Below are 20,226 nucleotides of genomic sequence, written 5' to 3'. Positions count from 1 at the left end.
TATGAAAGAAATTTCTTGTTTTTTAAATGTAATTACAGAAGATGATAAAGAGTTTTTAATTAAATCATTAGATAATGATATAAATAGTATTAAATTATTAGAAGATAGTTTAAGTGAAATTTATAAAGGTTCTCGTATAGTTTTAACCAATAATCATACAGCAGCACACCATTTGGCTTTAAGTGCGATTGATTTAAAGCGTGGAGATAAGGTAATTTGCTCTGTAAATTCATTTCCAACAATTGCTCAAAGTATTAGATATTTTGATGCTGAACCTATTTTTGTAGATGTTGAGCTTGATAGTTTTAATATTGATATAAAGAGTTTAGAAGAAGCATTAATTAAACATAATCACAAGAAATTAAGAGCAGTTTTTGTAAATCATACCGCAGGACTTGCAGCAAAACTTGATGAAATTAGAGCTTTATGTGAAAAATACAATGTATCTGTAATAAATGATTGTGGTTTTGCACTTGGTATGGAGTATAAAGGCGAATTAGTAGGAACTAAGGATTTAATATCTTCTTTTGGGTTTAATGCTATGAGAAAAGACCCTGTGTTTGCAGGCGGATTTTTAGTAATTAATGATGAAAAAGTTTATGAAAGAGCAAAATTATTAAACTCAAATGGAATTTCATCAAATGCTTGGGGAGATGATGGCAATCTTGGATATTTTTACGATGTAACAGATATTGGACACGAGTATGAAATCACTAAAGTATGTGCGTCTTTGGCTTTATCTAAAGTAAAAAATTATAAATATTACTTAAAAAGAAGAAGAGAAATAGCAAATATTTATAATGAAGAGCTAAAAGGCTTAAAACATATTAAATTGCCTACAACAACCCCAGAACACACATTTTTAAGATACATAATAAAGGTTGATAAAAATAGAGATAATTTTGCTAAAAAGCTAAAAGAAATGGGGATAAATACAGGAATTCATTTCATACCTTTAAATTTCTTAAGCTACTATAAACAAAAATATAATCTAAAAATCAATGATTTTCCAAATGCTTTAGCAAACTATGCTCAGATTTTATCAATACCAATTCATATAAATCTTAGCGATGAAGATGTAAAAAGAGTTTGTGATGCTATAAAAACTCTTGATTCAAGCTGGATTTAATGGGTTTTATTGATAGATATTTTTTTAATCCTAATTTATGGCAAAAGATTTTAATTTTCACTCTTTTGCCATTTTCTTATATATATTCTTTTATTGCTAGTAAAAACTTTAAATCTACAAAGAAAAATGATTTTAAAATTCCAATAATTAGCGTAGGAAATATCAGCGTAGGCGGTAATGGTAAAACCCCATTTTGCAAGGCTTTAAGCGATATGCTTTATCCTATTTATAACGATGATATTTTTATTATTCTTCGTGGTTATAAACGCAAAAGCAAAGGTTTGCTTGTAGTAAAATTGCGTAATCAAATTCTAAGTGATTATTTAAACGCAGGTGATGAAGCATTAGAACACGCTTTATTTACAAAAGCAAATGTAATTGTTAGTGAAGATAGAATTAAAGGTATTCAAAAAGCACTAGATTTAGGTGCAAAATGCGTTATTTTAGATGACGCTTTTTCTAAGACAAATATAAAAAAATTTGATATTTTATTAAACTCAAATATAAAATATAAATATAATTTTACCCTTCCAAGTGGAGCTTATAGACTTCCTAAAAGTTATGAAAAATTTGCAGATTTTAATGCTTATCAAGATTTACATTTTAAAAGGACTTCTTTTATTCAAGACATTAAAGAAGATATGATTTTAATATCAGCTATTGCAAAGCCTTTTAGATTATTGCAATATAAAGATTTAGTAAAAGCTTATTATTTTTATAACGACCATTCAAGCTTTAATAAAGAAGAGCTAATAAATCTTATGCAAAAGCACAATGCAAAATATATTTTGCTAACTAAAAAAGATTATGTAAAAATAAAAGATTTTAATTTAGAAACTATATTAATTGATGAAGAATTAATAATTTTTGATGAGTTAAAAACAGCTATATTTAATTATTTAAAGGAATTTAATGTATCTTATAAAGACAACCAGCAATGATTTAGAATTGCTTAAAAAAATTGCAAATAAAATAATCAAAAAAGAGCTTAGCAAGTGTATTCATATTGCTAAAATTACAAGTATTTATAAATGGGACGGAAAAATTATTAATGATGATGAGTTTAGTTTAGAAATAAAATCAAAAAATATAAAAAAGGTTTATAAAATAATCAAAAAACACCATAATTACGAATGTTTTGAGTTTGTGTATTATAAATTTAAAGCAAAAGATAAGTATTTAGAATTTTTAAAGGAGAAATAATGATATTTTATTCAAGTAGAGATGAAAACATTACGAGTGATTTTGCAAATGCACTTAAAAATCCACTCTCAAGTGATGGGGGATTGTTTTGTCCTAGTAAATTGCAAGTATTTAATAAAGATGAATTAAAAGGTTTGGGTTATAAAGAATTTGCTAAAAAGATTTTTTCAAGTTTGAGTGATGATTTGAGTAATTTTGAAAAGAGTTTAGATGAATATTTAGATTTTGATACTAAAGAGCCTTTTGTTATCAAAAAACTTGATAGTAAAACTGATATATGTGAATTATTTCACGGAAAAACTAGAGCTTTTAAGGACTTAGCATTAGCACCACTTGCAAGACTTATGGATAATGATAAACATTTAATTATCTGTGCTACTAGCGGAGATACAGGCCCAGCAACTCTTAGTGCATTTAGTAAAAACAAAAGCTCAAAAGTAGTTTGTATTTTCCCAAAAGGAAAAACAAGTGCTGTTCAAGAGCGTCAAATGGCTAATGTAGATTATGGTAATTCTTTAGTTTTAGCAATTGATGGTAATTTTGATGATGCTCAAAGCACATTAAAAAATCTATTAAATGATAAAGAATTTAAAGAAATTGTAAAAAATCAAGGCTTAAATCTAAGTGCTGCAAATTCACTTAATTTTGGAAGAATTACTTATCAATTGCTATATCATTATTATCTTAGTCTTCAATATAAAAACCCAATAAATGTGATAATTCCTAGTGGGAATTTCGGTAATGCACTTGCTTGTTTTTATGCTAAGCAAATGGGTGCAAATATAGATAAAATCAAAATCGTAAGCAATGAAAATACAATTCTTTATGATTTCTTTACTACAGGCGAATATGATTTAAGAAATCGTGAGTTTAAATGCACTTATTCTCCTGCTATGGATATTTTAAAATCATCAAATCTTGAACGCTTAATGTATTATTTCTTCGGAGCTATTAGAACTAAACAATTATATTTAAGTCTTGAAAGTGATAAATATTTTAAAATCACTAAAGATGAACTTGCTAGATTAAAAGAACATTTTATAGCTTATAAATGCAGTGATACCGAAACTTTAGAAAATATTAAAGCTTATAAAAATTATTTATTAGACCCACACACAGCAACAGCGATTAATGCTCTTGATGATAGTTTTAATGTGATTTGCTCTACTGCTGAATGGACTAAATTTACCCCTAGTATTCAAAAAGCTTTAGGCATATTTAAAGATGAATTAAGCGGCATTAAAGATTTGGCTAAAAAGTATAATTATAAGCTTAATGATAGTCTTTTAAATGCTTTAAATTCAACTAATTATTATGCAAAAGATATAAAAGTAGATGAGATTAAAAAAACAATAATAGAATGGATAAAACAATGATTATAATTCCTGCTAGACTTAAATCAAGTCGTTTTAGTGAAAAGATTTTAGTGCCAATCAAAGGCATTCCTATGTGTATTTACACAGCTTTAAATGCTAGTAAGGCTGATAGGGTTGTGATTGCTACTGATAGTTCTAAGGTATTAGAATTGGCAAAAGAATATAATTTAACAGCTATTTTAACAAAGCAAACTCACGAAAGTGGGACTGAAAGATTAGCTGAATGCGTTGATATTTTAGGTCTTAATGATGATGAACTAATTATAAATCTTCAAGCAGATGAGCCTTTATTTGAGCTTAGTAATTTAATTAAGTTTAAAGAATTTTGCAATGAATTTAAGAATGAATTTTTTATGGCGAGTTGCTATACTATAAAAGATACTCCAAGTGATGAAAATATGGTAAAAGTAGTCCTTGATACTAAGCAAAATGCTATATATTTTTCAAGAGCACCAATTCCTTATGATAGAGATAAAAAGGGTGTAAAATACAATCATCATTTAGGCATATATGCTTATACAGCTAAGTCTTTAAAAGAATTTATAACTCTTAAATCAAGTTTAGAACATATTGAAAAATTAGAGCAATTAAGAGCTATTGAAAATGGCAAAATCATTAAAATGTGCGAGATTAATACAAAGTCTTTTGGTATTGATACAAAGGCTGATTACGAAAGATTATTGCAGGTTTTAGAAAATGACAAATGAGCTAATTTTAGCCATTATTAGTATTGTATTTTTTATAGTTTGCATTATTTTTTATATTCGTTATATAAATATTTTTAAGAGTGAAAGCTCGCTTAAAAACGAGTTTTTATCTCTTGCTAAAGATAAAGAATATTTGAGTGTTTTGAGTGAGAATTTAAAACAAGAATTAAATAATTATAAAAATAATTTAGTGCAAATTGAAAATGAAAGAAATAATTTAAATATTCAAAACTCGGCTTTAAGCGAAAAAATAAGTAATCTTGAAAATGATTATAAAGAATTAAAAAATGAGAATAATTTTATAAATGCTGAAATAGCAAACAAGCGTAATCAAAATGAAATTTTAAATACAGAACTTTCAAGGCTAAATGAAGAGCTTAAAAATACTAAAGAGCAATTTGAAAAAGAGTGCGAAAACTTAAAAAATACAAAAGATATTTTAGATAATTTATCTTCTAAATACCATTTAGAAAATGCTAAAAACGAAGCTTTAAACGAAAAAGTAAAATTGTATGAAAACAATTTAAAATCTTTAGAAGAAAAATATGAAAATACTTTAAAAACCTTAGAAAATAACCTAAAAGAGCAAAATGAAAAAAGCTCAAAATTAATTTATGAAGAAAACACAAAAGTATTATTAAATAATTCAAATGAGCTTTTAAACAAGATTTTTAGCCCTTTAAAGGAGCAAATTAGCGAATATGAAAAAGCTTTATTAAAGCAAAATACAAGTATAGAAAACAATATAAAAACAATGTTTGAAACAAGTCAGAATTTGGGTAAAAAGGCTGATGAATTTGCTAATATTTTAAAAGGTGATAAAAAGGCTCGTGGGGATTTTGGCGAGATTATGCTTAAGCAGTGTTTATTATCTAGTGGGCTTGTTGAAAACGAGCATTTTTTTATGCAAGAAAGCTTTAAAGATAGTGATAATAATACAAAAAGACCAGATGCGATTGTGTATTTTGAACCTAACAAATGCGTTATTATTGATTCTAAGTTTTCTTTACCAAGTAGTGATAATTTAGAAGTTTATAAAGATGAAATTGCAAATAATTTAAACGCTAGGATAAATGAACTTGCGAAAAAAGATTATGAATTAGCAGTTGATTTTGCAAATGAATATGTGATTTTATTTGTGCCTTATCAAAATATTTTAGATTTAGCCTTAGAAAGTGATTCGCATATTTTTAAAAAAGCCGAAGCTAAAAAGATATTTTTAGTAAGTCCTACTACGCTTTTTATGGGACTTAAAATGATTTATTTTGGCTGGAAAAACTATGAAGTAAATCAAAACGCTTTAAAAGTCTTTAATGAATTTGGTAAATTTTATGATAAATACGCTAGTTTTTATGAAGATTATGAAAAATTAAAAAAACAATGCGAAAATGGTTTTTTAAAAATTGATACTCATTTATATGGTAAAGGTAGTATTAGTTCTCGTTTAGAAAATCTAAAAGCCTTAGGTATTAAAAACAAAAAAGAATTAAGCGAATTAGCAAAAGATTTAAAAGATAGTGAAATTACTAGATTGATTGATGAAAAATAATTAAAGTATTAATTATTTTTAAAAGTTTTATAGATTAAATAATAAATTATAAATCCTTTTAAAAGTTCTATTTTAAGGGGATTTTTTTAAAATTTTTGAATTGTTTTTTTAAAAAAATTTGTTATTATTTATAAGCATACATTTAGGAGAGAAAATGATTTTTTTAATACCATTAATTATATTTATAGGAATACTTTTTGGGATTGATTACATATATTTTCAAGATGATGATAATAATGTAAAACAAGAAAAAGTTATAAAAAAACAAGAAGTAAGCAATGTAGATGAATATATCAAAAAGTATACAAAATGATAAAACAAGCTTTAATTGATACTTTTGCCGTTGCTGTTGCTTATATAGTAATTGGTATTGCATTTGGCATTCTTGCTTATTCAAATTCTTTTAGTTTTTTTGAAGTTTTTGTGGCTGCTGTTTTTGTTTTTTCTGCGTCATTGCAATTTTTATTATTATCTTTACTTAGCTCGGGTGCTAGTTTAGTAGAGATTTTAATAGCTTCAAGTTTGCTAAATCTTAGACATTTTTTCTATGTTTTAGGAGCTTTAAAATATTTTAGAGATTTAGGCTTTATAAAATACTATGCGATTTTTACTTTAACTGATGAGAGTTTTGCCTTACTTAGTGCAAAAGATTATGATAAAAAAACTGCCGTATTAATTCTAACTTTTAATCATTTTTATTGGATTTTTGGTTGTATTGTAGGGTATTTTATAGCAAGTTTTGCTAAGGCTGATTATAGTGCTTTAGGATTTTCTTTAAATGCTTTATTTATAGTTTTAGCTTACGAACTTTACATAAAACATAAAGAAAATAAAGTATTTTTCATAGCCTTAACTCTTGGGCTTATAGGTTTATTTTTCATAGATAAACAATATATGATGTTAAGTTGTATTTTTTCAGGAATTTTTATATTGATTTTAGGAAAGAAATTATGTCTTATACGATGAGTGCTTTATTAATTGCTGGTTTTAGTGCTGTTGTTTTAAAGGCTTTAGCTTATATATTTTTTGGGACAAAAAAACCAAATGAGCTTTTAATGTATCTTGAAAAACATATGCCACTTTTAATTATGGTTATCTTAGTTTGCTTTTTATATAAAGGATTAGATTATGAAAACCCACCTTATGCAAGTGATTATTTGGTGGCTGGGCTTGTTGCCTTAATCTCTCATATAATGTTTAAAAAAGGTTTTATTAGCATTATTTTAGCAACTTGTGTTTTTTATGTTTTACACGAAATTATTTTTTAGGAATTTACATTGAGATATAGTGTTTTATTACTTAGTTTATTGTTTTTGAGTGCTTGTGGTGGTGGCGGTGGTGCTGCTAGTGTAGAGCCAAATAATTCAAATAATCAAAGCACAATTAATAAAGATTATACAAATTATTTGCCTACTGCTAATTTTAATTTAGAAGATAGTTTATACAATAGTAGTTATTTAAAATTCACACCGCAAAATTCTTCATCAAGCTATGTTACAAATATAGGCTTTAGCTCTAATTGGAATCAAGGTTTTTTAGGAACAGGAATAATCTTAGCTATCCTAGATACAGGGACAAGTGATTTAAGCAAATTAGCTTTTAATAATCATTATGAATATAAGGAAGTAGATAGAGCGCATTGGAAATCACTAGATTATAGATTAAAAAATACTAATTTTACTGCTAACACTTACAAAAGCTCTGTTTTGATTAATGAAAAAACAAACGCAAATGCAACTCATGGAATGCTAGTAATGAATACAGCAAGTTATTTAGCAAAGGATATAAGATTTGCTAATGTGCCTTTACCTTTACTTGATTCAGATGGAAATAAGTTAAGTTCAGGAGATGATATAAATCTTGCTGCTACAATTGATTATTTATCAAATAGCGGGGTAAGGTTTTTTAACCGCTCATTTGCAAGAACAAAAACAATAGATACTAGTGAAGATAATATTGGGGTATTTTATCCAGCAATTATGCAAAATAATGCTCTTGTAGTTAGTTCAGCGGGAAATGAGGAAACAACAGGAGATTTTTCAGCTCATGCTTTGCCTATTAATAGCCCACTTAGAAAAGGTTGGATAATTGCACTTGGTTATTATGATGAAAAACCAAAAGAAGATTACAAAAATATTTATTATATTATGGATAATGGGGTTAAAAAATATGTATATTCTGCAGGAAATACTTGCAAAAAATATGGTTGGGATGATTGTATAGCAGCTCCTTTTGTAATAAATAATAATGCAGGAACTAGCTTTAGTGCCCCAGCTATTTTAACTCTTGGTGCTTTAATTTATGAAAAATATCCTTGGATGAGTAATGATAATATTAAAGAGAGTATTTTTACAACGGCTTATAAGGTTTATGGAGCAAGCGAAAGCGATATTAAAGCTCATTTTGGAGAAGGCATTATAAATCCAGCAAAGGCAATGAATGGAGTTGCAAGTTTAAGGCATGATTTTAATGCTAATGTAGATATAGATAATTTATATGTATTCTCAAATGATATTAGTGGTAATGCAGGGCTTATTAAAGATGGGATTGGAACTCTTGCTTTAAGTGGAAAAAATACTTTTACAGGAGATATAAGTATTAAAAAAGGTGTTTTGTGGCTTAGTAATTCAAATAAAGCTAGTATTACTAATAATTCTATATTAAGAATGAGTAATGCTAGTGCTGCAAATTTAACTAATAATGGAATTTTAGTTAATGAAGGAATGGAAGTTAATAATCTAAAATTAGCTAATACAAGCGTAGTTTATACAAATATAGGCGAAAAATTTAATGTAATTAATAAAGCTACTCTTAATGGGGATTTAAATGTAGTTGGGGTTAAATACGGCTATACCTTAAATAAAGAAAGAGAAAATATCTTAACAGCAGGAAGTATTGAAGGTGAGTTTAAAAATATAAAACCAAATTCTACATTTTTGAAATTAAGCGAACCAATATATGATAAAAATAATTTAAGTATTAAGGTAGATAAAATTGATGATTTAAATACTTTACCTGAATTAAATGCTTATGCTAAGAAAAATTACACAAGTTTATTTTCAAAATTTGATAGATTGCTTTATGAAACAAAAAAGCCTGATTTACCATTGGATAAGGCAAATTATAAAGAAGTGAATTTAAATGGTAATTTACGCGAAAATGAGTTTTTAAAATACAATATGATTGCAAATGCGATAATAAATACAACAAAAGATGAATTAGCATCTACTACAAAATTATTATTTGCAGAAGATATTTATACAAACTCAATTTTAAATATCGCAAGGATAAAATCACTAAATAAAATAAGTTTTGATAATTTTGGAGTAAGTTATAATTACAATAAAATTAGTGATTTAAAAGAAAGTTCAAGTGAATATAAAATAGCTAATAATTTTGATAATTTAGGTCTTGCTTTTGTTTATAATGACGCTAGGATTTATAATGATAATTTTAAAAACAATTCAAGAACTTTAGGCTTTTTAGCAGGTTATAAAATAGATTTAGATGATTATTATTCTAAGAATTTGATTTCGTATTTTGATATTAAAAATAATGCAAATAGATTTGATTTAAGCTCAAAATTTAAAAATAAAGCCTTTTTAATCTCAAGTGAATTAGGATTAAATAATAATATTAGTCCTTATTTTAGGTTAAATTATTTAAAGTATTTTCAAGATAGTTTTAGTGAAAATAGCAATCTATTAGCTTTATCGTTTAATAAGTTTAATAAAGACTTTTATTATGCTAATTTAGGAATTAATTCTAATTTTGCTTTTAAAAAGCTAAATCTTAAAACTTATGCTGATTTAGAATATAATTTCAATAAAGATTATTATTTTTTAGCTAAATATGATTTTTCTGATGAATTAAAAATATCAAATGGCTTTTATAAACAATATTTATTTAATTTAGGTATTAATTTATCTTATCGTTTAAATGATAAAGTTAATTTTAATTTTGATTATAATAATTCATTTGCTAAGAATTATTTTGCAAATAAATTTAATTTAGGATTTTTATATGAATTTTAAACTATCATTAATTGCTTCTATATTTTTATTAAGTGCTTGTGGTGGTGGAGGCGAAGCTAATACTCAAACTCCTAATATAAAATCTTCACAAGATACTTCTACTTCAAGACCATATAAACCTACAGCTAAAGTATCAACTAATGAGAATTTTCAAAACATAGTTGAAAATGCCAAAATAACTTCGGATTATTCTAATTTGCCTGTAATTAATACACCTAAAAAAACCAATATAGCCACTAAGTTAAATACCAAAACTGATACTGCTACTATTAGTGTTTTTGCTAAGCTTTATGATACAAATTTAGCTACTTTTCAAAGTGCAAATAATCCATCAAGCTATTCAAACAAAGAAGTTTCAAGGTCAAATAATAATCAAACCAGCTATGGATTTAGCCCTAATTGGAATCAAGGCTTTTTAGGAAAAGGAATAATTATCGGGGTAAATGATTCGGGGACTGATGATTTAAAAAATGTCTTAGCAAATAAGCATTTTGATTATAAAAAGACAAATCATACTAAATGGAATTCATTGGCAAATAGGATAGATGATGATAATTTTATAAGTAAAAACTATTCAAATTCTATTTTAAAAGATAGTAATAATAGCCCTATTTTACACGGCAAAAATGTAATGAATACTGCAAATACAATTGCAAGTGAGATTAAATTTGCAAATATAGTAAATCCTATTAGTAAAAGTGAAATTGGCGATGATATTAATTTAGCCGCTACAATTGATGCTTTATCAAATAGTGGAGTTAGGTTTTTTAATCAATCTTATGAATATAGTAATTTAGATTATTCAAGTCCAAATACAGGCATATTTTATACGGCAATTATGAAAAATAATGCTTTAGTTTTTAACGCAGCAGGTAATATTACTGATAATATTAACAAGCCTTTTACAACCCACGCAATCCCACTTGATAGTCCTTTAAGAAAAGGTTGGGTAATTGTTTTAGGATATAAAACCAATGCTGCAAGAGCAGATGAATATGGTAAGCATTTTTACATACAAGATAATGATGGAGCAATTAAAGAAGTTTTTCATCACGGAAATACTTGCAAGAAAAATGGTTGGGATGATTGTATTTCAGCTCCTTTTGAGATAAATGGAGTTGAAGGCACAAGTTATAGCACCCCAATAACTGCTAGTGTGGCGGCTTTAATTTATGAAAAATACCCTTGGATGAGTAATGATAATATTAAAGAGAGTTTATTTACAACCGCATTTAAGGTTACAAGCACTACAAATAATGCTGATGATATTAAGGCTCGTTTTGGGGTAGGGATTTTAAATCCTACTCGTGCTATGAATGGGGTTGCTGAGTTTAGAAAAGACTTTTATGCTAATGTGGATTTAGATAATTTATATGTATTTTCAAATAATATTAAAGGTGATTTTGGTCTTATTAAAGATGGAATTGGGACTTTAGTATTAAGTGGGGATAATACTTTTAAAGGTAATAGCGAGATTAAAAACGGCACATTGTGGCTAACTGGCAAGAAAAATCAAGCACATTTTACAAATACAAATGGTGTTTTAAGAGTAAGCAATACAACTGCAAGTGGTATTACAAATAATAGTGTTTTAATAAACGAAGGTTTAACTTTAGGTAGCCTTGAATTAGGTGCAAATAGCAAGATTTATTCTAATTTAGGCGAGAGTTTTAGAGTTTTAGGTAATGCTAAATTAGACGGGGAATTTAATTTAGTAGGTGTTAAATCAGGTGCGAATATAACTCAAGGTCAAAATGTAGATATTCTAACGGCAAGAAGCATTGAAAATAGATTTAAATCGGTGCAATCATTAGTAACTTTTTTAGAAATTAATGAGCCAACTTATACTAATGATAAAGTAAGCGTTATGGTTAAAAGAATTGATTTAAATAAAATTAATAATTTAAATGATTTTGCAAGCAAAAATTATCAATTATTGTTTAATCAACTTGATAATTATTTAGAATACGAAGTTGGTAAAAGAGATAAAACAAGCGATGATTTAGCTTATAATAATATTAATTTAGATGGGCATTTAAGTGAAGCTGAATACAATTTAAGAAGAGCTGATTTGTTTTATGCTAGTATTTTAAATACTACCCAAGACGAATTAGCAAAAAATACAAATAAGCTTTTTGCTAATGATTTATACGATAATAGTTTAATGAATATTGCAAAGGTTAAAAGTATTCAAGCAAATGATTTAAAAGATGATTTTAATATAGAACAAAGCTATAAATATAATAAAATTAATTCTTTAAAAGAAAGCTCGAATGAGACTTTAATTAGCAATGCTTTAATAAAAGATGATTTTAAATTCGCTTTAGGTTTTGTTTATAATAATTCAAATATTTATAATGATGATTTTAAAAACAATGCAAGAACTCTTGGCTTAATTGCTAATGCGAATTTTAATTTAGATGATTTTTATATCAATAATAAATTAAGTTATATTAATACTTTAAATAAGACAGAAAGATTTGGCAATTATGCGAAATTTTATGATAATTCTTTAGCATATACTTTAAAATTTGCTTATAAATTGAATGATTTTTATCCTTTTGTCGCTTTAAATGGTATTTTTTATAAACAAAATTCTTTTAATGAATTAGGCAATGATTTTAGCGTAAGTATTAATAGCTTTAAAAAGTTTTTTACTTATTCAAATATAGGACTTGAGTATAAGAAAAATTTAAATTATTTAAACTTGTTAGCTAGTGTTGATTTAGAATATAATTTTTACAAACATTATTTATTAAAGGCAAAAAATATAAGCTATCAAAATAGCATTGATATTAGTAATGGTTTTTCAAAAAAACTATTAACTAATATTAATTTAGGTTTAGGTTATTCTTTTAACGATAGGCTTAATCTTGGGATAAATTATAAGTTAAATTATGCTAAAGATTATTTTGCTAATAAGTTTATGTTGGGTATTAATTATAATTTTTAAGGAGCTTTAATGAGAGTTTTTAAGTTTGGCGATAATATAGATACAGATTTAATCATAGCCGCAAGATATTTAAATACAAGTGATGAAAAAGTATTAGCTAGTTATGTTATGGAAGATGCTAGACCTGGATTTTTTAAAGAAATTAAAGAAAATGATTGCATAGTTGCAGGAGAAAATTTTGGCTGTGGTTCTAGTCGTGAGCACGCACCAATTGCTATTAAAGCTGCAAATATTAAATGTGTAATCGCAAAAACTTATGCGAGAATTTTTTATAGAAACGCATATAATACTGGGCTTTTAATATTAGAGTGTAACGATACTGATAAAATTGCAGAAAATGATGAATTAGATATAGATATTACAAATGGAATTATTAAAAATATCACAAAAAACGAAAGCTATAAAATAAATCCAATCCCTGTATTTATGCAAGAATTATTAAATGCGGGTGGTTTGATTGAATACGCTAGTAAGGTTGCAAAATGAATAAAATTTGTGTAATTAAAGGCGATGGAATAGGCCCTGAAATAATTAATGAAGCTATAAGAGTTTTAAAAGTAGTTCGCCCTGATTTAGAATATACTGAATGCTTAATGGGTGGGGCTGCGATTGATGAGGTTGGAGTTCCTTTACCACAAGAAACTATTGATGTAGCATTAAATTCTAATGCAGTTTTATTTGGTGCAATTGGTGGAGAAAAATGGGATAAGCTAGAACGCCATTTAAGACCTGAGAGTGGATTATTAGCACTTAGAAAAGCTTTAGGAGTATTTGCAAATCTTCGTCCTGCTTTTGTATATGATGGACTTGAAGAGCTTAGCACTATTAAAGCTAGTGTTGTAAAAGGCGTTGATTTACTTGTAGTAAGAGAATTAACGGGTGGAATTTATTTTGGACAACCTAGAGAAAAACTAGCAGATAGAGCTTATAATACAATGGTTTATACTCGTGATGAGATAATTAGAATTGCAAAAATTGGTTTTGAAAGTGCAATGAAACGCCGCAAAAAATTATGTATGGTAGATAAGGCTAATGTGCTTGAAACTTCAGCTTTATGGAGAGAAGTTTGCGATGAGTTGGCTGTAAATTATCCTGAAGTTGAATTAAGCTATATGTATGTAGATAATGCTGCTATGCAACTTATTAAAAATCCAAAGCAATTTGATGTGATTTTAACGGAGAATTTATTCGGAGATATTTTAAGCGATGAAGCTAGTATGGTAGTTGGCTCAATCGGATTACTTGCAAGTGCTAGTATAGGTGGAAAAGTTGGACTTTATGAGCCAATTCACGGAAGCGCTCCTGATATTGCTGGTCAAGGCATAGCAAATCCAATTGCTACAATTTTGAGTGCTGCTATGATGTTAAGATTTGCATTAAACGATGAAGTATCAGCATTAAAAATAGAAAACGCAGTAAAAAGAGTAATAAGCGAAGGCTATGGATGTGCTGATTTAGCTAATGCAAAAATTAAATTAAATACCCAAGAAATGGGCGAATTAGTAGCGAAGTATTGCTAATGCAAACAATAACCGCAGCAAAGATTTATGAAGAACAAGGGCTAAGAGAAGAAGCCCTTGAAATATATAAAAATATTTTAAAGCGTGATAAAAACAATCAAGCAGCTAAAGAAGGTATTTATAGATTAAGTGGTGCTAAGGTGCATAAACTTGAGCTTAATTTATTAATGTATGATTTTTTTATGAATGCTAAAAGCGAACAAGAATATAATGAGTTTAAAAGGTGGCTAATAAATATATGAATAATGAAGAATTATCACAAATGATTGATAGATTATCTCAAGTAGCAGCAGAAGAGATTAAAAAAGAATATGAAAAAACTGAAGAAGAGCAAATAAATGAAGTAAAAGCAGTAAATGAAATCAGTAGCGAAGAAGAGATAATAGCTAAGATTGAAGATATTCAAAGAGCTAAAGAAACTACTAGCACAGCTATGCTATCAACTTATGAAAAGCAATATTTATTGAAAATTAAAGAAAGAATTTTGGTTCTTTTTGAAGCTTTAAACACCAAGCAAAATGAAGAAGATTTACAAAAAAGATTAGAAATAACAATATCTTTTATTGAATTTTTACTAGCAAGTATTGAAGAGCGTTTAAAAAATTAATGCTTCCTTGGGATGATGAGACTTTTTTAACAATACAATCAATTTTATCAAAATACACAAAAAGAGCTTATTTTGTGGGTGGTTGTGTTAGAGATATTTATCTATGCAATAATACAAATGATTATGATATAGAGATTTATGATGTAAGTCCTAGTAAAATGGAGCAGGTTGCTAAAGAATTAAACGCTTTAGGTGTAGGCAAAAGTTTTTTTGTATATAAAAAAGCAAATTATGATTTAGCACTTGCAAGAACAGAGAAAAAAACAGGCGATTTACATACGGATTTTCGTGTAAAAGTTGAAAAAAGCATATACAAAGGCTCGCTTAGAAGAGATTTTCGTATGAATACAATAATGATTAATATTTTTACACAAGAAATAATAGACTTACATAAAGGCATTCAAGATTGTAAAAAAAAGCTAATTAGAATAGTGAATTATTCTACATTCAAAGAAGATTCGCTAAGGCTTTTAAGATTTATTCAATTCATTGCTAGATTTAAGCTAAAGACTAAGAAAAAGGATTTAAGGTATCTAAAAAAAATTGATATTTCAAACCTTAGCAAGGATAGAATTTATAATGAATTAATAAAATTATTTGAAGCAAAATACCCTGAAATTGGGCTTTATTATTTATATAAGCTAAATTTATTTGAAAAATGTTTTGGTTTTAGCGTTAGCAAATATGAATTTTTTGCTGTTTTAAAAAAGATTAAAGATAATAAGAATTTAGTTTGTAAGGAAAAAAGATTTGCTTTAATGTTTTTTTATTTTATTGATTATTTTAATATATATTATCAATTTATGCCTTATAAAAAAATGCTTTTCTTTTTAACAAAAGAGCCAAATTTTAATGATTTAAATGACTATAATTTATGTAAAATTGCTATTAAAATGCCGCTTAGAGAGTGGCTTGGGCTAAATAAGGATATTGTAAAACGAGCTAAAGAATTAGGAATTTATAATGACAAAATAAAAGTCGTATATGAGAATATTAGCTCAAAAGAAGAAGCACTAATATGCGAAGAAAAAGCCATTAAGGAGTATATGAAAAATGTTTAATATAGTTTTAGTTGAGCCAAGAATTGCAGGAAATGTAGGGACAATAGGTAGAATGTGCTATAACTTAGGTTTTAAATTGCATCTTGTTGGACCTCATTTTTTGGATTTTTCAAGTAAAAAGATTATGCACGCAGGTCTTGATTATTGGGATAAACTTGAGCCAATTTTTTGGGATAATGCAAAGGATTTTTTAGCTAATAATGATATTGCTAAAATGAAATTCGCTAGCACAAAATCAAAAAATCCTTATTTTAACGCTAGTTTTAATGAAGGAGATTTTATAGTGTTTGGAAGCGAGAGTTTTGGTTTGCCACAGCCTGAAATTAAAGAGATTTTAAGTAATGAAAATACCTTTTTAATACCTATGAAAAGTTATGGCAGGTCGCTTAATCTAGCTCAAAGCGTTGCGTTTTTAAGCTCGGAAGCCTTAAGGCAGAATTTTAAAAATTTTAGTATTTAGTATTTATCTAGTTACTACTAACTAGATAAATTATTTTTTCTAAACAAAAGCAAAGAATTAAACACCACAACAAGCGATGAAATACTCATAAGCATAGCACAAAGTGCAGGATTTAAATGCAAATTAATCTCGCTAAAAACCCCGCAAGCTAGAGCAATTCCTATGAAATTATAAAAAAACGATATGAATAAATTTTGCTTAATCTTACTATAAGCTTTATCAAAAATCTCAAAAAGTTTTATGATTTTAATCAAATCATTTTTTAGCAATATCGCATCGGCTTTATTTTTAGCAATTGCATTTGCGTTACTAAATGATATACCAAAATTAGCCGTTCTTAATGCCTTAATATCATTAGCCCCGTCCCCAATAAATACACTTTTTGCGTTTAAATTCTTTATTATCGCAGCTTTATTTTCAGGTGTAACTCTAAAATAATATTCGCTAATTTCTAGTTTGTTTGCTAGATTTTCTACTCTTTCTTTACTATCTCCGCTAATTATTATTATTCTTTTATTGAGTGATTTTAAAAAGCTAATTAATTCTTTTGCATTTTCGTTAATTTCGTTTTCTAAAGTAATTTTGCCTAAATATAAATCATTTTTATAGCATAAAAACTCATTTTCGCAAGGTTTTATTTCTACTTTTAAATTCTCATCAGTATAAATTAAAGAATTATCCTTTAAAGCACAAGTTCCATTTAAATCTAAAAAATCAGTAAAATTATTCGTAATACTCTTAGCTATTGGGTGATTTTGAGTATTTTCAATACTTGCAATTAGCCTAAAATCAGCTTCACTTAAATCATGTGATATTTTTTGCACGGAATTTGTAAGTGTGCCTGTTTTATCAAAAACAAAGCATTCTATATCTTTTATTGAGTTAATTAGCTCTGGATTTTTTAAAATTATTCCTTCTTTAAAGCATAAATTAATGCAAATTACTATTACCATAGGAATTGCAAGTCCTAAGGCACATGGACATGAAATTAACAACACACTACTAACATAAAAAAACACTTTAGAAGAATCTATAAAATACCAAACAAGTCCTGTAATACTAGCAATTATACAAATTATTAATACAAAATATTTGCTAATCTTATCAACTAATTTAAAGGCTTTTAAATCCTTATTATTAGCTTTCATTGCTTCATCTTTAAGCTTTTCAAGTGAGCTTTCATAATAAGTGCTAGTTGCTTTTATCTTTAATAATTCGCCCTTATTAATGCTACCTGCATAGACTAATTCTCCTATTTTTTTGCTTAGACTAAAGCTTTCTCCGCTAATAACGCTCTCATCAATTAAGGCTTCATTTAGACATATCCCATCTACTAAGATTTCTTCGCCGTTTTTAATAAGCAGCTCATCATCTTTATTTATTTGATTAGCTTTTATTATTTTATTGTTTGCTAGGGTTATTGTAGGGATTTTGTTTGGTGTGATTAAAGAATTTGCTTTAGCTTTTGCTTTATTTTCAATAAATTTTCCAAGCCTAATCACAAAGCAGACAAAAGTGCTTTCAAAAAAGAAATGATGATGAATACTAAAAAATGAATAAAAATAATTAATGCTAATTCCAAGTACTACAAGTAAATCCATTCCATAGCTTTTATGAAATATTACTCTTTTATAAAAATCAAGCGAAAGTAAAATAGCCAAACTTGCAAAAACACAAGAGAATAAAAAGCTAAAATCAATAAAAGTTAAAACACTAAAAATCGCTAAAAAAATTAGCCTAATGCCTTCGTAAGTATTTTTTGCATTTATTTTTTCTAAGCTTACTTCAAAGCCTAGTTTTTTGATAGCAAAAATTAGCTTTTCACTATCAAAATCATCATTTACACTAAATTCTCCAAATTTATTGATAAAATCAACCCTTGCATCTATTACGCCTAATTTTAAGGCTTCTTGTTTGATTGAATTAGCACAATTTACACAATGCATTCCATTAATAAAAAGCCTTATATTTTTCATACTAATTTACCTAATCTAAATCCTAATTCTAAAAGCTCATCTTCAAATTCTTCTTTATTCGCATTTATAAAAATATATTTTAAATCATCACTAAAATTAATTGTCCCAAAATCTTCTTCTAAAGCATTTTTTATCTTATTTACACAATGATTGCAATTTACATTAAAAATCTCATATTTTTTCATTTTATCTCCTTTAAAAAATGTAGCTTTCCCCATCATCTGGGATTAAAACTCTATCGCTTAAATTATTCTTATTTACAAATTCTTTTAAAGCTTTTCTAGTTAAAATACAATGATTAATAGCTTCTAAATGAACGGCTATTATCTTGCTAGTTGATATTTTAGCAATATTTTTAATATCGTTTTCATTCATAATAATACTATCATCAAATCCTAAAACCATAGCATTTCCAGCATTTACAATAACAATATCATGATTTTGTTTTAAAGTATTTTCAACATCTTTTGTTAAAACACTATCTCCTATTAAATAAACACTTTTACAATCTTTTGCACTAAAAATAACTCCCATAGTATCACCTAAAAGCCTTGCTAATTCTTCGTTTTTATATATTTCTTCGCTTCCGTGTTTTGCTTTAGTTTTTGTTAGTTTTACTCCTTGAAATTCTAAAGTATCGCTTAAAATCTCAAGATTTTTAAATCCTAAATCTTTAAAATTATTATAATCTTGATTATCTTGAACGAAAACTTTAATATTTTTATCTAATTTTTTACAGGTATACTCATCTATATGATCTAAATGATTATGAGTAATTATTACAGCATTTACATCATTTATAATTTCTTCAAAACTAAATGGCAAATCCACTAAAGGATTTTTTAAATGTGAATTATAAGTATTTGCAAAACCTTCATAAGTGCCTTTTGGTGCCAACATAGGGTCTATTAAAAAACACACATTATTTATAGTGATTTTTACACAAGCACTTCTAATTAATTGAACTTTTGTATTCATAAAATCTCCTTAAATTAAATTAAAGGATAGATATTATCTTTTTTAAAAATAATTGTAAATTACTTACTTTTTCGTATGTATGATAAGCTTTTTTCATTTAAAGCATTAAATAATTTCTTTTCTTTTAAAACTTCAATGCCTATTTCTTGAAAAATAATAATAGCTTTTAACATTTGCTTTCCACGATTTGTTAAAAAATATTCTACTTTTAGTGGATAGCCATCATAAGTTATTTTATCTACTAAGCCATTTTCTCTTAATTGATTTAGGTGTTCAAGAAGCATTTTTTGACTAATTCCAATTATATCTTTTTGTAATTTTGATAAAGAAGAATTACCTAAACTTAATTGAAAAATGATTATGCTTTTCCATTTTCCATTTATCATATTTGCAGCTATTTGCAAAGGACAGGTTACATTATTCATATTTATTTGCATAAAAACTCCTTATACTTACAAATTCGTAAGTAATTTACATTTACTTAAATATGAATTATAATCATAAAAATTAAAAAGGATTAAAGTTATCCTAAAACTAAATTTAAAGGAAAAAACAATGACTTGCACCTATCAAGACTTAATTCATAAACCAATAAAACAACATTCAAACAATCATTCTTGTAATCACTCACACCATAATCATTCACACCATAATTCTAATCACTCCCACGAAC

The 20,226-nt window shown here is 26.6% G+C and carries 21 protein-coding genes; 17 read left to right on the top strand and 4 right to left on the bottom strand.

All coding sequences use genetic code 11. The annotated features are described in order from the left end of the window. Nucleotide 1: 1 nt before the first annotated feature. The 17 genes from AVBRAN9331_RS05295 (at nt 2) to AVBRAN9331_RS05215 (ending at nt 16,599) form a co-directional block, all read left to right on the top strand. Nucleotides 2–1,129: a DegT/DnrJ/EryC1/StrS family aminotransferase gene (locus AVBRAN9331_RS05295; protein ID WP_214117856.1), complete on the top strand. Its 1,128-nt coding sequence runs from the start codon at nt 2–4 to the stop codon at nt 1,127–1,129. Beyond that, the gene (locus AVBRAN9331_RS05290) at nt 1,129–2,070 is read left to right on the top strand and encodes a tetraacyldisaccharide 4'-kinase (RefSeq protein ID WP_336612569.1); all 942 of its coding nucleotides are present in this window, start codon (nt 1,129–1,131) and stop codon (nt 2,068–2,070) included. Before AVBRAN9331_RS05295 ends, AVBRAN9331_RS05290 begins: the two co-directional genes overlap by 1 nt. Further along, nucleotides 2,042–2,332: a divalent cation tolerance protein CutA gene (cutA, locus tag AVBRAN9331_RS05285; RefSeq protein ID WP_214120292.1), complete on the top strand. Its 291-nt coding sequence runs from the start codon at nt 2,042–2,044 to the stop codon at nt 2,330–2,332. Before AVBRAN9331_RS05290 ends, cutA begins: the two co-directional genes overlap by 29 nt. Next, nucleotides 2,332–3,708, top strand: coding sequence for a threonine synthase (gene thrC / locus AVBRAN9331_RS05280; protein WP_336612568.1), 1,377 nt, complete (start codon nt 2,332–2,334; stop codon nt 3,706–3,708). The genes cutA and thrC overlap by 1 nt, the downstream gene beginning before the upstream one ends. Further along, nucleotides 3,705–4,415, top strand: a complete 711-nt coding sequence (gene kdsB / locus AVBRAN9331_RS05275) for a 3-deoxy-manno-octulosonate cytidylyltransferase (protein ID WP_214120293.1) — start codon at nt 3,705–3,707, stop codon at nt 4,413–4,415. Before thrC ends, kdsB begins: the two co-directional genes overlap by 4 nt. After that, on the top strand, nt 4,405–5,964 hold the full coding sequence (gene rmuC / locus AVBRAN9331_RS05270) for a DNA recombination protein RmuC (RefSeq protein WP_336612567.1): 1,560 nt from the start codon (nt 4,405–4,407) through the stop codon (nt 5,962–5,964). The genes kdsB and rmuC overlap by 11 nt, the downstream gene beginning before the upstream one ends. A 154-nt stretch (nt 5,965–6,118) precedes the next feature. Continuing rightward, entirely contained in the window at nt 6,119–6,277 is a 159-nt protein-coding gene (locus AVBRAN9331_RS05265) for a hypothetical protein (RefSeq protein WP_214117850.1), read from the top strand. Beyond that, on the top strand, nt 6,274–6,930 hold the full coding sequence (locus AVBRAN9331_RS05260) for an AzlC family ABC transporter permease (protein ID WP_214120295.1): 657 nt from the start codon (nt 6,274–6,276) through the stop codon (nt 6,928–6,930). Before AVBRAN9331_RS05265 ends, AVBRAN9331_RS05260 begins: the two co-directional genes overlap by 4 nt. Beyond that, a complete protein-coding gene (locus AVBRAN9331_RS05255) occupies nt 6,915–7,232 on the top strand; it encodes an AzlD domain-containing protein (protein WP_214117848.1) in 318 nt (105 codons plus the stop codon). Before AVBRAN9331_RS05260 ends, AVBRAN9331_RS05255 begins: the two co-directional genes overlap by 16 nt. A 9-nt stretch (nt 7,233–7,241) precedes the next feature. Further along, nucleotides 7,242–9,998 carry a S8 family serine peptidase gene (locus tag AVBRAN9331_RS05250; RefSeq protein ID WP_336612566.1) on the top strand — a complete coding sequence of 919 codons (2,757 nt, stop codon included), beginning with the start codon at nt 7,242–7,244 and terminating at the stop codon, nt 9,996–9,998. After that, nucleotides 9,988–12,951: a S8 family serine peptidase gene (locus tag AVBRAN9331_RS05245; protein WP_336612565.1), complete on the top strand. Its 2,964-nt coding sequence runs from the start codon at nt 9,988–9,990 to the stop codon at nt 12,949–12,951. Before AVBRAN9331_RS05250 ends, AVBRAN9331_RS05245 begins: the two co-directional genes overlap by 11 nt. 9 nt (nt 12,952–12,960) lie before the next feature. Beyond that, complete coding sequence (locus AVBRAN9331_RS05240) at nt 12,961–13,437, top strand: 3-isopropylmalate dehydratase small subunit (RefSeq protein WP_214117845.1); 477 nt, start codon at nt 12,961–12,963, stop codon at nt 13,435–13,437. Next, entirely contained in the window at nt 13,434–14,471 is a 1,038-nt protein-coding gene (gene leuB, locus AVBRAN9331_RS05235) for a 3-isopropylmalate dehydrogenase (protein ID WP_336612564.1), read from the top strand. Before AVBRAN9331_RS05240 ends, leuB begins: the two co-directional genes overlap by 4 nt. Next, nucleotides 14,471–14,713, top strand: coding sequence for a hypothetical protein (locus AVBRAN9331_RS05230; RefSeq protein WP_214117843.1), 243 nt, complete (start codon nt 14,471–14,473; stop codon nt 14,711–14,713). The genes leuB and AVBRAN9331_RS05230 overlap by 1 nt, the downstream gene beginning before the upstream one ends. Then, the gene (locus AVBRAN9331_RS05225; RefSeq protein WP_214117842.1) at nt 14,710–15,078 is read left to right on the top strand and encodes a CiaD-like domain-containing protein; all 369 of its coding nucleotides are present in this window, start codon (nt 14,710–14,712) and stop codon (nt 15,076–15,078) included. The genes AVBRAN9331_RS05230 and AVBRAN9331_RS05225 overlap by 4 nt, the downstream gene beginning before the upstream one ends. Further along, entirely contained in the window at nt 15,078–16,139 is a 1,062-nt protein-coding gene (locus AVBRAN9331_RS05220) for a CCA tRNA nucleotidyltransferase (protein WP_336612563.1), read from the top strand. The genes AVBRAN9331_RS05225 and AVBRAN9331_RS05220 overlap by 1 nt, the downstream gene beginning before the upstream one ends. Further along, nucleotides 16,132–16,599, top strand: coding sequence for a tRNA (cytidine(34)-2'-O)-methyltransferase (locus AVBRAN9331_RS05215; RefSeq protein ID WP_214150474.1), 468 nt, complete (start codon nt 16,132–16,134; stop codon nt 16,597–16,599). The genes AVBRAN9331_RS05220 and AVBRAN9331_RS05215 overlap by 8 nt, the downstream gene beginning before the upstream one ends. 17 nt (nt 16,600–16,616) lie before the next feature. On the opposite strand, the gene AVBRAN9331_RS05210 is transcribed toward AVBRAN9331_RS05215, so the two are convergent. From AVBRAN9331_RS05210 to AVBRAN9331_RS05195, 4 genes are read right to left on the bottom strand one after another with little or no spacing between them, the layout of a single operon-like run. Beyond that, a complete protein-coding gene (locus AVBRAN9331_RS05210) occupies nt 16,617–18,575 on the bottom strand; it encodes a heavy metal translocating P-type ATPase (RefSeq protein ID WP_336612562.1) in 1,959 nt (652 codons plus the stop codon). Beyond that, the gene (locus tag AVBRAN9331_RS05205) at nt 18,572–18,760 is read right to left on the bottom strand and encodes a heavy metal transport/detoxification protein (RefSeq protein ID WP_214120494.1); all 189 of its coding nucleotides are present in this window, start codon (nt 18,758–18,760) and stop codon (nt 18,572–18,574) included. Before AVBRAN9331_RS05205 ends, AVBRAN9331_RS05210 begins: the two co-directional genes overlap by 4 nt. 10 nt (nt 18,761–18,770) lie before the next feature. Further along, nucleotides 18,771–19,553: an MBL fold metallo-hydrolase gene (locus AVBRAN9331_RS05200; protein WP_336612561.1), complete on the bottom strand. Its 783-nt coding sequence runs from the start codon at nt 19,551–19,553 to the stop codon at nt 18,771–18,773. A gap of 59 nt (nt 19,554–19,612) precedes the next feature. Beyond that, on the bottom strand, nt 19,613–19,990 hold the full coding sequence (locus tag AVBRAN9331_RS05195) for a winged helix-turn-helix transcriptional regulator (protein WP_239803535.1): 378 nt from the start codon (nt 19,988–19,990) through the stop codon (nt 19,613–19,615). Between the last annotated feature and the right edge of the window lie 236 nt (nt 19,991–20,226).

Origin of the sequence: Campylobacter sp. RM9331 (assembly GCF_020137685.1) — a bacterium.
Taxonomy (GTDB): Bacteria; Campylobacterota; Campylobacteria; order Campylobacterales; family Campylobacteraceae; genus Campylobacter_E.
The sequence above is the reverse complement of the archived record's forward strand: the minus strand, read 5'-3'. Positions and strand labels throughout refer to the sequence as shown.